Below are 13,952 nucleotides of genomic sequence, written 5' to 3'. Positions count from 1 at the left end.
GCGCTCAGCTCATGACTGGTGAAAGTCCCGCAGCGCAGCAGCGCTGCTACGCAGTCAATCTGCCGCGTTGCAGCGTATTTCCTCGAAGGGAGCGGAACTAATTTCCGTTCAGCGGACGATATCAGAAGAGCTCAATGCCAGCGCAGCAGAAACAGCTCTCAGCCAGTTGGTCGTACGTGGCTGAGCATCTCACGCACGTCGTAGGTCATGACACGAGAAGTGCCGCGAGCGCGAGATACGTTCACGACGTTGCCGCCAGCCCGAAGCACCCGGAGGCCCTCGTTCTTCGGCACGAAGAGGTAGTTGGCGGGAAGCTTCAAGCGGGTCTGGCTCGCAGCCAGCCAGACCGCCATCAACTCCGCCTTGCGCCCTCTCATCGGCCGGCGCGCCTGCACGAGAACAGATGAGATCACACATATTGCTCCAAGCGCGGCGCGCTCGATAGCACCCCAGGCTCTCACCAGCCCCAAGCCTTCAGCCCGAGAAGATAGGTCGAATGCTACCGTGATCGCTTGCAACCATGCAAGGACTCGGCCCTTCTCCCTCCCCGCTTGATCCGCAAGCCCTGCGGCCAAGGGAAGATTGTCCGAAATGGCCCCCTCCTCGTCACGACGCTGTCTTGCTTTCGGCCAAAGCGGCGGGTCGAGTCACGTTTGAAAATTCAAAGACAAAACAGCGTCGGCGGCGGGCGTACAGGGTTTGGGGATCACCAATGCAGTCCACACAGAACGTGCAACAGATCGATCCGGGCGAAATCGGGCTCGCTCCGGAAAAGCCGGAGAAGACCAGTTACGATCAGCTGTACCGCCGGGTCCTGCGTGAGGTACTGACCCGGATCGACACGCGGCTGGCGGCGATCGAGAAGCCCGGCGTCGCAGCCGATGCCGCCGCCGCTGCGAGCACGAGCGACGCGGCAGGGGTGGAGCGCAGCCGTTGGGCGCGCGTGAAGGCGCCGCTGAGCAAGCTGCGCGGGCGCAACGCGGTCGGTCTCGCATTGCTGGTGCTGCTGGTCGGCGGCTCCGTGGCGTGGTCGCAGCGCGACGCCGGATCGTCACTGATGGACCGCTGGATGCCCGGCTCCAGCGAGACCTCACAGGAGGAGGCGTCGGGACAGCAGCAGCAGGGCAACGAAGACGGCATGATGTCGAATGCCTCGTTGCGCGGCAGCGAGGACGCTACCAGCGGCAGCCCTGGCAATCTGATGCAACGCATGGCGCGCGATATCGCCGAGCTGCAGCAGGGCATCGAGCAGATCAAGAGCACGCAGGATCAGGCCAGCCGCGATCATACCCGTGCGATCGAACAGCTGCAGGCTGGTCAGGACCAGCTGATGCGGCTGGTGTCGCGGATGTCGACCCAGGCCGCGCAGGCGCGCGGCGCGGCCGTGCCGGCGGGCTCGCCGCAGCAGATCATCGTGACGCCGCAGCAGCGGACCACGACCGGACTGGCCCGGCCGCAGCCCCAGCAGCAGGGATCGACGATCGGAACGTTCCTGACCCGCAACACTTCGGGCATCCAGTCGCCGCTGCCGCGCTGATCGGGGCGATCGGCAGCGGACATCGCCGCTGCCGACGCGATCTGCTCGTTACGAGCAGCGATGCACCCGGCCGTCATAGCCGTGGTACGTGCCGTTCTCGGCGTCATAGGTGCGGAAGCTCTTGCAGTCACGGCCGCTGCGCCGCGCGTGGTGCTTCTTCTCACTCTTGGCCTTGGCGCGATGCTTGTGCCTGGCGGGCTTGTCGTCCTCGTGGGCATGCTCGCGATGACGATGCTTCTCGGCCTTGTCCGACGCGCCGGCAGCGTCATGCTTCGCGCCGGCCTTCTGCGGTGCGGCTGGCGGGGTGACTGCAGCGGGAGCCGCGATCGTCGGTTCGGCCTTCTTGGTCTCGGCCGGAGCGGCGACAGGCTTGCTGCTTTCGGCGGCCTTCTCGGCGGACTTTGCCTCGGCCTTTTCAGGCGCGGGCGCATCCTTGGCAGCGGCGGGCGCCGGGGCTACGGGATCCGCAGGCTTCGCCTCGGTGACAGCCGGCTTCTGGCTTGCGTCCGACTCAGGCTTGGTCTCCGGCCTCGGCTCGGCCTTCAATTCAGGCTTGGGCTCAGACGGGGTCTCGGACTTGGCCTCAGAGGAGTTTGGCTCTGACTTCGGCGCAGCTTTGGCCTCGTCCTTGGATTCGCTCGGCTTGGTCTCAGCGGCGCTCTCGGTCGACGCCGGCTTCTCGGCTGTCGCCTTCTCGGCCGGTGCAGCTGGCTCAGCGGGCTTGTCCGCTGCCTTCTCCGGCTCCACTGCGGCAGCGGCCGGCTTTTCGGCCGCCTGCTCTGCCGGCTTGGCCTCGATAGCCGCGGGCTTCGGCTCGGCCTCAGCGGGCTTGTCGGCTGTAACCGCGGGCTGCTCCGTGGCGGGTTTGGCCGCATCGCTCTGCGCGCTGGCAGAGCTCCCGATCGCGCCGAGAACACAGAACAGAACGCCAGCGCACACACGGCCGACAGGCGAACGAACGACAGATACTGACATGGACAACGGTCTCACTTGTGGATCACGCTGTCACCGTCTACGTCAATTCGGCTGACCTTTCTCCTTCAAATCTTCGCTCGCGCAAAATCGCCGCACGTGGTGTGCCTTCCGCACCATCGCTGCGCAATTTCAGCGCGAGGACCAGGCGAGGTTATCGCGCTCCGGTGGCGCACTCAGGCGCTCACGGCATTGCGCGTGATGACATGGCGATAATAGGAGGCGCTCAGCTTCGGTGTCCGCACCTGGGTGTCGAAGTCGACGTGATAGACGCCGAACCGCTGCTTGTAGCCGAACACCCACTCGAAATTGTCGAGCAGGCTCCACAGGAAATACCCCTTCACGGGCACGCCTTCCGACGTCGCGCGCTGCAGCTGCGCCAGATAGTTGCGCAGATACATCACGCGGTCGAGGTCGTGGACCTTGCCGTCGGCCGTCAGCTTGTCATCCGACGAGGTGCCGTTCTCGGTGATGTAGATGGTCTTGAGATTCCAGATCTTGGCGGCGAGCTTCGGCACCCAATAAGCGGTCTCCGGCCCGACCAGCAGCCACGGCGAACTCATATGCGGGAACGAGGCCGGCATCGGCAGCACGTCGAATCCAGGCGCGCGGTCTGACGCCACGACATAAGCCTGCGGGGCATAAATGTTGAGGCCGACGAAATCGACCGGCGTCGCGATCGTTTTCAGTTCGTCCGCGGTGAACACAGGCGCGTCCTTGCCTGACCAGGCCAGGAAGCCCTCGGTGTAGCGGCCCTCGAGGATGACGTTGAGGAAGCCGGCATTCATCTCGCGCGTCGCGATCTCGGCGGCGCGGATGTTCTCCGCGGTGTCGATCGCCGGCAGGCACGCCGTGATGTTCTCGGCCATGCCGACGCGCGTGCCGGCCCGCCCCTGGGCGCGGATCGCCTGCACGGCGAGGCCGTGCGCCAGCGCCACGTGATGGCGTGCCTGGTTGACCTCCTGCGGCGGCAGCTTCAGCCCCGGCGCATCGATGCCGAGGCCGTAGCCGAACGGAATGAACCGGCCGCATTCGTTGATGGTGAAGATGGTCTTCACGCGATCACTGAGGTGCTGCGCGACATAGCCCGCATAATGCGCAAAGGCTTTCGCAGATTCCGCCGAGCGCCAGCCGCCGATGCGGTCCTGCAACGCCTGCGGCAGGTCCCAATGATAGAGCGTCGCATAGGGCGCGATGCCATTGGCGAGCAGCTCGTCGACGAGGCGATTGTAGAAGTCCAGCCCCTTCGGATTGGGCGTCAGCCCGCCATCGGGAAACAGCCGCGGCCAGGCGATCGAGAAGCGATAGGCGCGGCAGCCGAGCTCCTTGATCAGCCGCACGTCCTCCTTGTAGCGATTGTAGTGATCGCAGGCGATGTCGCCGGTCGAGGCGTCCTCGATGTTGCCCTGGATGCGCGTGAACACGTCCCAGATCGACGGCCCGCGGCCATCGGCGGTGGCGCCGCCCTCGATCTGGTAGGACGAGGTGGCCGTGCCCCAGACGAAATCGGCGGGGAAACGACGGCTGGCATCATCCCTCACGACGGCCTCCTCCGCTTGCGCCGGCGCATTGGCCGCCCCGAGGGCAGCCAGTCCTGCCAGCTTCGCAAGATCACGGCGGGAGACGTCGTTCGGCATTGATGAACCTCAATCCTCTGGTCTTTTTCGCGCCCGAGCCCGGCGGTCAGCCGTTTAGGAACCACATCTGGGCGCCAATTTGAACAGTCCGAGATGCCCCTGAGGCCGCGACGGCCAATAGCGGCGTTCGGGCTGGCTACGGTGGCAGCGACGCGGCATAAGCGGCGAGCGCGGTCATATCCGACAGCGACATCCTGCTGGCGTTATCCTTCATCGGCTCGGCCATGGCGCCGTTGCGCAGACCGTGTTTGAACTCGTAGAGCTGGCGAACGATCATGCTGGGTGACCGTCCGGCCAGTGGCGGGATGTCGGCCTGTCCGCGCAGATCGTCACCATGGCAGCCGCCGCACGCCGGAATGCGATCCGCCTCCTTGCCGAGCGCAAGCTCCTTGCCGCGCATAACGCTTCCGGGCGGAACATAGGCCGTGAAGGTCACTCGGGAATCCCGGTTGACGAATGCCTCCTCGTCGTCGGGCATTTCGATGATGCGCGACCCGAGCGGCTCGCTGGTGCCGTCCTTCTTGGGCGTATGATACCAGTTCGGGACATAGCTCGCGGGAACGGTGTCGGATTCCACGACCTTAATCCGCGCGGGCAGCTTCATCGCCGCATAATACGCCACCGCCGCCTTGATCTCGTCATCGGTCAATTCCTTGAGCGCGGAAATCATCCGAAACACATGTGCCCGCGCCGGCACGCCGGTGGTGCGCTTGCCGGTGCGATAGTCCTCGATCTGGCGCAGCATGTAGTCGGCCGGAAGGCCGGCGAGGCTCGCGTTCTCCGGGCCGCCGATCCCTTCAGGTCGATGACAGACGCCGCACGGCCGCAGGTTCGGCCGGCGACCGCGCGCGACGATCGGAGGCATCGGCGCATGCGCGTCGGGGAACCAGTCCAGCGCGAAGAACAGGTCGCGGACTTCCGTGAGGGTGAAGCCGGCGCTGCTGCCTGGCACGTGGCGGACCGATCCATCGTCGGACGGCGGCACGTAGTCCTTCGGTGCGATCGGGTATGCCCATACGGGGGGAGGATCATCCTCTGCGCGGGGCGAGCCGACCGAAGCAAACAATGCAATCAGAATGACGAGGCTCAAAGCGCGGTAGCGCGTCACATTCATGTTTCAAACTTCCAATTCCCATCAAATAGCATTGAATGTCACACAGGCGTGCGCGCCCCGCAACGCGCCATCGTGCAGCCTCGTGGTGAGCGCCGCTCGACAGCGGTGCCCGATTACGCCTATGGTTGCGTCATGACCGATCACGATCACCATCATCACCATGATCACTCGGAATTGTCCGAGACCGAGCTGCGCGTCCGCGCGCTCGAGACCATCCTTACTGAGAAGGGCTATATCGATCCGGCCGCGCTCGACGTGCTGATCGAGACCTATGAGAGCAAGGTCGGCCCGCGTAACGGTGCCCAGGTGGTGGCGCGGGCTTGGACCGATCCAGCGTTTCGATCGAGGCTGCTGTCCGACGCCACGCCGGCGATCGGCGAGCTCGGCTATGCCGGACGCCAGGGCGAGCACATCGTCACCGTCGAGAATACGCCGGAGCTGCACAACATGGTCGTGTGCACGCTGTGCTCCTGCTATCCTTGGCCGGTGCTCGGCCTGCCGCCGGTCTGGTACAAATCGGCGCCCTATCGCGCCAAGGCGGTGAAAGACCCGCGCGGCGTGCTCCGTGATTTCGGCTTCGAGCTGCCGGCGACGACCAAGATCAGGGTCTGGGATTCGACCGCGGAGGTCCGCTATTTCGTGCTGCCGATGCGCCCCGAAGGCACCGAGGGCTGGACTGAGGACGAGCTCGCCGAACTCGTCACCCGCGACAGCATGATCGGCACCGGCCTGCCGAAGCAGCCCGATCAGGTGCAGCGCTCCGCGAGGACATCCTGATGGACGGCGCACACAACATGGGCGGAGTCTCCGGCTTCGGCCCGGTCCGCCCCGAGCCGAACGAGCCGGTGTTTCACGCCGAGTGGGAGCGCCGCGCACTGGCGATCACGCTGGCGATGGCACTCCCCGGCGGCTGGAACATCGACGCGTCGCGCTTCGCGCGCGAGAACCGGCCCGCCGCTGATTACCTCGGCATGAGCTACTACCAGATCTGGCTTGCCGGTCTCGAGCGCCTTATGCAGGACCGTCATCTCGTCGAGGCCGACGAGCTCGCCGCGGGCAAGGTGCTGCATCCGGCGAAGCCGGTCGCCAAGATCCTGACCGCGAATGACGTGCCTGCGGTGCTGCGGCGGGGCGGCCCGACGGAGCGTCCGGCGACCAAGCCGGCGCTGTTTGCGGTGGGAGACCGCGTGCGCGCCAAGGACATCCATCCGCCGACACATATCCGTCTGCCGCGCTATGTGCGCGGCCATGTCGGGCGGGTCGAGGCTGTCAGGGGCGTGCACGTCTTCCCGGACAGCAACGCGCATGGCCATGGCGAGGACCCGCAATGGCTCTACACGGTGTCGTTCAGCGGCGCCGAGCTGTGGGCCGACGCGCCCGATCCGCTGCTGGAGGTGACGGTCGACGCCTTCGAGCCGTATCTGGAGCGCGCATGACGTTGGCGGATCGTGACGCTGCGCTGGAGGCGACACGCGCCCTCCCCGGCATTCCCGTCGACGCCGACGGGCCGGTGTTTCGCGAGCCATGGGAGGCGCACGCCTTCGCGATGGCGGTGACGCTGCACGCGCGCGGCCTGTTCAGCTGGCCGGAATGGGCCGCTGCACTCGCCGAGGAGATTTCTCACGCGCAAGCTGCGGGAGATGCCGATTGCGGCGACACCTATTACAGGCACTGGCTCGCGACCTTGGAGCGACTGGTCGCCGAGAAGGGCGTCACCACGTCCACCAGCCTCGCGCGCTACCGCGAGGCGTGGGATCACGCCGCCGACCGCACCCCGCATGGCAAGCCGATCGAGCTGCGGCCGGAGGACTTCGCCGGCTGAGCCCACCACGTATCGTTAAGCTTGCGTGACCAGCTTGCGTGGCATTTGACCGTCCCAGCTTAACGGCCGGGTATACATGATGCGAAGAGCCGTATTCGCGCGAAATTGAACGTTCATCAGTCCGTCCGTAGCGTCCCGCGCATCTTCTTTGATGGAGTTGAGGGGACGTCGAAATGCCTGCGTCAGAGTCTTTCGCTGCGATCGTCGACACGCTCGCGAGCGTGCGTCAGGACTACCACGAGAAGCTCAAATCGATCCCGCAATACGAGGCCTTCCTGCTGATCGAAAGCTCGACCGAGAAGGCGGCCGGAGCCCTGCACGGCACCGCCGCGTCGTCGTCATCGATCGCGACCGACGTGATCGACTCGCTGCAATATGCGCGCACCCGCTTCGAGCAGCACATGGCCTCGATCCCGGAGTACCGCGTGCTCGTGGCGATCGATAAGGTGATCAAGGAAATCTCGCAGCACCTCGGCCTCGCCGCCAGCGACGACGCGGCGCCGGCGCCGAGCACGCCTGCAGCATCCGATCAGCCCGCCCCTGAGGCTGCCGTCGCATCTGCCGAAGCGAACGAGACCGCGTCAGCAGCGGAAGCCGTCGCCGAGCCTGAGGTTGCTCAGGAGAGCGACGCCGACGTGGCTGTCGAGGTCGCGGAAGAGCCTGCCGCCGCCGAGGCTGCGGACGTCGAGGCCGACGCAGAGGCGGAAGCTGACGCAGAAGCAGAGGTTGCCGCAGAGGCACAGGCGCCGACGCTGCGCGTGGTCGAAGCCAAGTCGCCCTCGATCGTGCCCGCCGATCACGCCGATGACGACGACATCGTCGTGCTCAATGCGCCGGCCTGGGAGAAGAGCGGCAAGGACGCCAAGGACGACATCACCGCGCGTCTCGCCGCCCAGGCGGCCTCCGCTGCCGCCAACGAAGCCTCCGAAGCCGATGACGACGCCGACAGCGATCTCGTGATCGTCAGCAAGCGCGAGCCGTCCGATCACGAGGCGGCCTGACCTCCGTACACGATCATTGCCGATCTGACGCGGGGCCGGACGGCCCCGCTTTTATTCAGGACGATCCGCCGACGGCGATGTACTCGCGCCAGCCTCTTGCGCGCAGCTCGCAGGCGGGACATTGACCGCAGCCATAGCCCCATTCGTGGCGCGCGCCGCGCTCGCCGAGATAACAGGTGTGCGACTGGTCGCGGATCAGATCGACCAGGCCGCGGCCGCCGAGATCGTAGGCCAGCTGCCAGGTCGATGCCTTCGACAGCCACATCAACGGCGTGTGCAGCTCGAACGGCCGAGCCATACCGAGGCTCAGCGCGGTCTGCAGTGCCTTGATGGTCTCGTCGCGGCAGTCCGGATAACCGGAATAGTCGGTCTCGCACATGCCGCCGACGATGTGGCGGATGCCGCGCCGATAGGCCAAGGCGGCAGCAAAGGTCAGAAAGACGAGGTTGCGGCCCGGAACGAAGGTGTTGGGCAGTCCGTCGGCGCCCATCTCGATGGCCACGTCGCGCGTCAGCGCGGTCTCGGAGATCGAGGCCAATGTCGGGATGTCCAGCGTATGGTGGTCGCCGAGCTTGTCCGCCCATTCGGGGCGCAGCTGCGCGAGGCCTTCCACCAGTCGGGCGCGGCAATCCAGCTCGATCGCGTGACGCTGCCCGTAGGCGAAACCGATCGTCTCGACGCGCGCAAAGCGGTCGAGGGCCCAGGCCAGGCAGGTCGTGGAATCCTGCCCGCCGGAGAACAGCACCAGGGCGGTTGCATCCTGCTCACTCATGGGCTCCGCTTAGCACCATCACCCGGTCCGGCCAACCCGTCGGAGGCGACCGCGTTCCAGCCGTTTTTGCTGGGACGCGCCTGCCCCTTGAGGCATACAGGGCGCGATCCGAGGACGCTGCCAGGACCTGCCCATGACCCCTTCCCGCGACATCTCCCGCCTCATCGAGATCATGGCGGCGCTGCGCACGCCCGTCACCGGCTGCCCATGGGATGTCGAGCAGACCTTCCAGACCATCGCGCCCTACACGATCGAGGAGGCCTATGAGGTCGCCGATGCGATCACGCGCGAGGATCTCGACGATTTGCGCGAGGAGCTCGGCGATCTCCTGCTGCAGGTGATCTATCATGCCCGCATCGCCGAGGAGCAAGGCGCGTTCGCGTTCGGCGACGTCGTCGAGGGCATCACGAAGAAGATGATCCGTCGCCATCCGCACGTGTTTCCGGACAAGGACGGCAAGGTCACACAGCCGACCAAGGGCACCTGGGACCGGATCAAGGCCGAGGAGAAGGCAGAGCGCGCGGCGCGCCGGCCGCCCGAGGAGCAGGCAAGCAAATCGTCGCTGCTGTCAGGCGTGAAAGCCGGACAGCCGGCGCTGGTGCGCGCGATGGAGCTGCAGAAGAAGGCCGCCACCGTCGGCTTCGACTGGAACGATCCGCGTGCGGTGCTGCAGAAGATCCGCGAGGAGGCCGACGAGATCGAGGCCGCGCTCGACAACAAGGACGCGACGGAGCTGTCCGCAGAGACTGGCGACCTGCTGTTCGCACTGGTCAACCTCGCGCGTCACGCCGAAGTCGATCCTGAGACCGCCTTGCGCGGCACCAACGCCAAGTTCGAACGCCGCTTCGGCCATATCGAGCAAGCCCTCGCCGCCAAAGGCCGCACGCTCGAAGAGGCCTCGCTCGACGAAATGGACGAACTCTGGAACGAGGCAAAGGCGCTGGAGAAGTAGCCTTTCTCCCCGGCGCCGAAATCAGCCGGCCTTGTTGGACAGCATCCGTTTGGCGATCTCCACGAAACGCTGCGCCGCCGGCGACAAGCCGAAATCGGCACGGCTCAGTAGCGAGACATGCCGGGAGATGGTCGGCTGCGAGAGCGGGATGGCAGCGAGCATCGGGAATTGAGTCTTCGGCAGCATGTGCGCGGGCAGGATGCTCAACCCCGCGCCCTCCGCCGTGAGAGCCAGCGCGGTCGTGATCAGCGACACTTCCCATGCGGGCTTCAGCGCGCGCCCGCTCTCCGCCAGCGCCTCGTCGATCTGGCGGCGAATGCGCGTGCCGCGACGCATCGTGATCAGGTCGGAGCTCATGATGCTGTCCCAGGTCAGCCGGCGGTGCTTCTCGAACCGGCCGTCCCTGACGCCGATGGCTGACAGCGGGCTCTGCATCAGCGGCTCGACCCGCACTTCCGGCACGCCCTCATCCTCGACGCTGCCGAGGCCGAACTCGGCCTGTCCGGCCATCACGATCGTGAACAGCTCGTCGGGCGCGACGTCGCGCAGATCGATGCTGACCTCGGGATGCCGCGACCGAAAGGTCGCGAACACCCGCGGAAGCAGCGCCGAGGCGACACCTGCCGACACCGCGATGGAAATTCGGCCCGTCTTGATCTCGGCGAGGTCGCGCATCCGCTGCGACAGCCCTTGTGCGCCGGCCAGGATGCGTTCCGCCGCCGTGATGGCCTCACGGCAGGCCGCAGTCGGGTGCAGCGCCCGCGTCGTGCGATCGAACAGCTTGAGCTGAAAATTCTCCTCGATCTGCCGGATCAGCAGGCTGATCGCCGACTGCGTGACCCGCAGCTCCGCGGCCGCCTTGGTGATGCTGCCGAGCCGATACACCAGGACCAGGGCCTCCAATTGCCGCAGGGTCGGGGGCATTAGCTTTCCTCATGAATGAATGAGAATTTTGTGGCTAATCGAAAGATTTTGAACATGCAACATATTTGCAAACAGCCGGCGCCACCGAAGGCGCGAGGTAACAACAAGCTCACGGGGAGGGACAATTGTCGCAGGCGATCAATCTCACACGCTACGTCGACGAACGACCGTTATCGAAATTCCAGATCAGGGTGATCTGCCTGTGCGCATTGGTCGTCGGGCTCGACGGCTTCGATGCCCAGGCGCTCGGCTTCGTCGCGCCCGTCCTCAGCAAGGACCTGCACGTCGCGCCGGGAGCCCTGGGCCCCGTGTTCGGCGCCTCGCTGTTCGGCGTCATGGTCGGCTCGCTCGTGTTCGGCGCCCTCGCCGACTATCTCGGACGCAAATGGCTGGTCGTCGCCGGCGTCCTCGTGTTCGCGCTGGGATCGCTGGCGACGAGCCAGGCCACGAGCGTCTCCGACCTCGTGATGTTGCGCTTCGTCACGGGCATCGGGCTCGGTGGCGTCCTGCCGAACACCATCGCGCTCACCGGCGAGTACGCGCCGCAGCGTCGCCGGACGCTGTTGATCATGCTGATGTTCATGACGGTGTCGCTGGGCTCGGCAATCGGCGGAGCGGTCGCGGCCAAGCTCATCACCGCCTATGGCTGGCAGGTCATCTTCATCGTCGGCGGCGCGCTGCCGCTGATCCTTTGCCCGATCCTGATCCTGTGGCTGCCGGAGTCGCTGTCGCTGCTCGCGCTCGACGCCAACAAGAACGACCGCGTGCGCACGCTGCTGATGCGCATCGATCCCTCGGCGCGGCTTCCGGCCGATGCGCAGTTCACGATCGTCGAGGAGAAGGGCAAGGGCTTCCTGCTGCCGCAGCTGTTCACCAACCGCCGCCTGGTGCCGACCCTGCTGCTGTGGGTGATGTTCTTCATGAACATGATGGATATCTACTTCCTCAACAGCTGGTTGCCGACGCTGACGCATGGTGTCGGCCTCGAGGTCCAGGCGGCGATCGCCGTCGGCGTGGCGTTCCAGCTCGGCGGCATGCTCGGCACCATCGGGCTCGGCCTGCTGATCGAACGGTTCGGCTTCGACCGCGTCCTGTTCGTGACCTATGTCGCCGGCTTCCTGTCGATCATCACCATCGGTGTCGCCGGCGCCTCATTGCCGATCCTCGTGCCGGCCGTCTTCATTGCCGGCGTCGCCGTCATCGGCGGACAGATCGGCTGCAACGCCTACGCGGCGCGGATCTACCCGACTTACATCCGCGGCACCGGCATCGGCTGGGCGCTGGGCATCGGCCGCTTCGGCTCGATCCTCGGCGTCACCATCGGTGGGATGATGCTCGCGGCCAAATGGGACGTCGCCTCGCTGTTCCAGGCCAGCGCGGTGCCGCAACTGTTCTCCGCGCTGGTAATCCTGGGACTGGCCGTCCTCAGCATGCGCGGCAGCCTTCCGATCGCCGACGACACCCAACGCAATCCGCTCTCGGCCGCCGAGCGCGCGTAGCATTCAAGCAAGAGACACTGACATGAAGACGTTACAAACCCAGGTCCTCATCGTGGGCGCCGGCCCGGTCGGATTGACCGCGGCCATGGATCTCGCCTCGCGCGGCATCTACGTCGTGGTCGCCGAGATCAGGCGCGCAGGCGAGCCGCCGAACGTGAAATGCAACCACGTCTCCGCGCGCTCGATGGAGGTGTTCCGCCGGCTCGGCATCGTCCGCGAGGTGCGCGAAGGCGGCCTGCCCGCCGATTTCCCCAACGACTGCGCGTACCGGACCGCCGTCGTCGGCCGCGAGCTGACGCGCATCCCCATCCCCTCCCGCCGGGATCGCTACACGGCCACTGGCGGGCCCGACACGGATTGGCCGACGCCCGAGCCGCCGCATCGGATCAACCAGATCTATCTCGAGCCCATCCTGTTCGCCTGCGCGGAGGCGCAGCCCCGCATCAAGATCCTCAACCGGGTTCAACTCGACCGCTTCGAGCAGGACGACAGCGGCGTGATCGCCCACGCCCGCGATCTCGACTCTGACCAGGACATCACCATCTCGGCCGACTATCTGATCGGGTGCGACGGCGGCCGCTCAACGGTCCGCCGGCTGATCGGCTCCCGCCTTGGCGGGACCGATGTCGTGCAGCGGGTACAGTCGACCTACATCCACGCGCCCGCGCTGAAGGACCTCATCACGCAGAAGCCGGCGTGGATGACGATGTCGCTCAACCCGCGCCGCTGCGGCACCACGGTCGCGATCGACGGCCGCGACAACTGGCTGATCCACAACCACCTCGCCGCCGAGGAGGTCGAGTTCGACAGCGTCGATCGCGACTGGGCGCTGCGCACCATTCTCGGCGTCGACGACCACTTCAAATACGAGATCATCAGCAAGGAGGATTGGATCGGCCGCCGCCTGGTCGCCGATCGCTTCCGCGATCGCCGCGCCTTCATCTGTGGCGATGCCGCGCATCTGTGGATTCCGTATGCCGGCTACGGCATGAATGCCGGGATCGCCGATGCGGTCGACCTGTGCTGGATGCTCGCCGGCGTCATCCATAAATGGGCCGCCCCTGCCCTGCTCGACGCCTATGAAGCGGAGCGCCAGCCGATCACCGAGCAGGTGTCGCATTTCGCGATGAACCACGCGCTCGCCGTGATAAGCCAGCGCCGCTCGGTCCCTGCCGAGGTGGAGATGGACGGTCCCGCCGGCGATGCGGCGCGCAGCAAGGTCGGACAGGCCGCCTATGACCTCAACGTGCAGCAATATTGCTGCGCAGGCCTGAACTTCGGCTACTACTACGATCAGTCGCCGGCCATCTCCTATGATGGCGAGACGCCGCCGCCTTACGGGATGGGCCATTTCACCGCGTCCACAGTGCCCGGCGCGCGCGCGCCGCACGTCTGGCTCGCGGACGGACGATCGTTGTTGGATGCGCTCGGTCCCGCCTACACGCTGGTCCGGTTCGATCCCTCGGTCGATGCGAGCTCGATGCTGAAGACCGCAGCCGACCAGGGCGTTCCGCTGACGCTCGTGGACGTCGACCGCGCCAAGGCTGGTTATGCGTTCGCGGAAAACCTGCTGCTGCTCAGGCCGGACTCGCACATCGCCTGGCGCGGCTTGACCGCGCCGCGCGAGCCGGGACAGCTGTTCCAGCGCCTGCGGGGCATCGCAAAGCAGCCCGAGGGTATGCGCCGTGACGATGCCGTCCTCGCCTGAGCCGCGTCCGCGCG

General features: G+C 66.1%; 14 protein-coding genes. 8 read left to right on the top strand and 6 right to left on the bottom strand.

All coding sequences use genetic code 11. The annotated features are described in order from the left end of the window. Window positions 1–158: 158 nt before the first annotated feature. Entirely contained in the window at window positions 159–353 is a 195-nt protein-coding gene (locus tag BRAD285_RS36315; protein WP_244563591.1) for a hypothetical protein, read from the bottom strand. 359 nt (window positions 354–712) lie between these two features. On the opposite strand from BRAD285_RS36315, the gene BRAD285_RS15725 reads away from it, so the two are divergent. Then, window positions 713–1,537: a hypothetical protein gene (locus BRAD285_RS15725; protein ID WP_006613921.1), complete on the top strand. Its 825-nt coding sequence runs from the start codon at window positions 713–715 to the stop codon at window positions 1,535–1,537. Between the two features lie 48 nt (window positions 1,538–1,585). Here BRAD285_RS15725 and BRAD285_RS15720 read toward each other — a convergent pair whose 3' ends face one another. The 3 genes from BRAD285_RS15720 to BRAD285_RS15710 all read right to left on the bottom strand — a co-directional run bounded on the left by BRAD285_RS15720 (window position 1,586) and on the right by BRAD285_RS15710 (window position 5,260). After that, window positions 1,586–2,512, bottom strand: a complete 927-nt coding sequence (locus BRAD285_RS15720; RefSeq protein ID WP_006613920.1) for a hypothetical protein — start codon at window positions 2,510–2,512, stop codon at window positions 1,586–1,588. A gap of 173 nt (window positions 2,513–2,685) precedes the next feature. After that, entirely contained in the window at window positions 2,686–4,146 is a 1,461-nt protein-coding gene (locus BRAD285_RS15715; protein WP_006613919.1) for a GH1 family beta-glucosidase, read from the bottom strand. Between the two features lie 136 nt (window positions 4,147–4,282). Beyond that, window positions 4,283–5,260: a c-type cytochrome gene (locus tag BRAD285_RS15710; protein ID WP_006613918.1), complete on the bottom strand. Its 978-nt coding sequence runs from the start codon at window positions 5,258–5,260 to the stop codon at window positions 4,283–4,285. Between the two features lie 132 nt (window positions 5,261–5,392). On the opposite strand from BRAD285_RS15710, the gene nthA reads away from it, so the two are divergent. The 4 genes from nthA to BRAD285_RS15690 all read left to right on the top strand — a co-directional run bounded on the left by nthA (window position 5,393) and on the right by BRAD285_RS15690 (window position 8,083). Continuing rightward, window positions 5,393–6,037, top strand: coding sequence for a nitrile hydratase subunit alpha (gene nthA / locus BRAD285_RS15705; RefSeq protein WP_006613917.1), 645 nt, complete (start codon window positions 5,393–5,395; stop codon window positions 6,035–6,037). Then, window positions 6,037–6,696: a nitrile hydratase subunit beta gene (gene nthB / locus BRAD285_RS15700; RefSeq protein WP_006613916.1), complete on the top strand. Its 660-nt coding sequence runs from the start codon at window positions 6,037–6,039 to the stop codon at window positions 6,694–6,696. Before nthA ends, nthB begins: the two co-directional genes overlap by 1 nt. Beyond that, complete coding sequence (locus BRAD285_RS15695; protein WP_006613915.1) at window positions 6,693–7,082, top strand: nitrile hydratase accessory protein; 390 nt, start codon at window positions 6,693–6,695, stop codon at window positions 7,080–7,082. The genes nthB and BRAD285_RS15695 overlap by 4 nt, the downstream gene beginning before the upstream one ends. 173 nt (window positions 7,083–7,255) lie before the next feature. After that, a complete protein-coding gene (locus tag BRAD285_RS15690; RefSeq protein ID WP_006613914.1) occupies window positions 7,256–8,083 on the top strand; it encodes a hypothetical protein in 828 nt (275 codons plus the stop codon). Window positions 8,084–8,138: 55 nt separating this feature from the next. Here BRAD285_RS15690 and queC read toward each other — a convergent pair whose 3' ends face one another. Continuing rightward, window positions 8,139–8,855 carry a 7-cyano-7-deazaguanine synthase QueC gene (gene queC / locus BRAD285_RS15685; protein WP_006613913.1) on the bottom strand — a complete coding sequence of 239 codons (717 nt, stop codon included), beginning with the start codon at window positions 8,853–8,855 and terminating at the stop codon, window positions 8,139–8,141. 133 nt (window positions 8,856–8,988) lie between these two features. Between queC and mazG the strand changes: the two genes are divergently transcribed. Next, on the top strand, window positions 8,989–9,807 hold the full coding sequence (mazG, locus tag BRAD285_RS15680; RefSeq protein WP_006613912.1) for a nucleoside triphosphate pyrophosphohydrolase: 819 nt from the start codon (window positions 8,989–8,991) through the stop codon (window positions 9,805–9,807). A gap of 21 nt (window positions 9,808–9,828) precedes the next feature. Here mazG and BRAD285_RS15675 read toward each other — a convergent pair whose 3' ends face one another. Continuing rightward, complete coding sequence (locus BRAD285_RS15675) at window positions 9,829–10,731, bottom strand: LysR family transcriptional regulator (RefSeq protein WP_006613911.1); 903 nt, start codon at window positions 10,729–10,731, stop codon at window positions 9,829–9,831. 125 nt (window positions 10,732–10,856) lie between these two features. Between BRAD285_RS15675 and BRAD285_RS15670 the strand changes: the two genes are divergently transcribed. Both BRAD285_RS15670 and BRAD285_RS15665 read left to right on the top strand, forming a co-directional pair. Continuing rightward, window positions 10,857–12,230 (top strand): MFS transporter, encoded by a 1,374-nt coding sequence (locus BRAD285_RS15670; protein WP_006613910.1) that lies wholly within the window; start codon window positions 10,857–10,859, stop codon window positions 12,228–12,230. Between the two features lie 22 nt (window positions 12,231–12,252). Next, the gene (locus BRAD285_RS15665) at window positions 12,253–13,938 is read left to right on the top strand and encodes an FAD-dependent oxidoreductase (protein ID WP_006613909.1); all 1,686 of its coding nucleotides are present in this window, start codon (window positions 12,253–12,255) and stop codon (window positions 13,936–13,938) included. Window positions 13,939–13,952 lie beyond the last annotated feature (14 nt).

Source organism: Bradyrhizobium sp. ORS 285 (assembly GCF_900176205.1).
Lineage (GTDB): Bacteria > Pseudomonadota > Alphaproteobacteria > Rhizobiales > Xanthobacteraceae > Bradyrhizobium.
The sequence above is the reverse complement of the archived record's forward strand: the minus strand, read 5'-3'. Positions and strand labels throughout refer to the sequence as shown.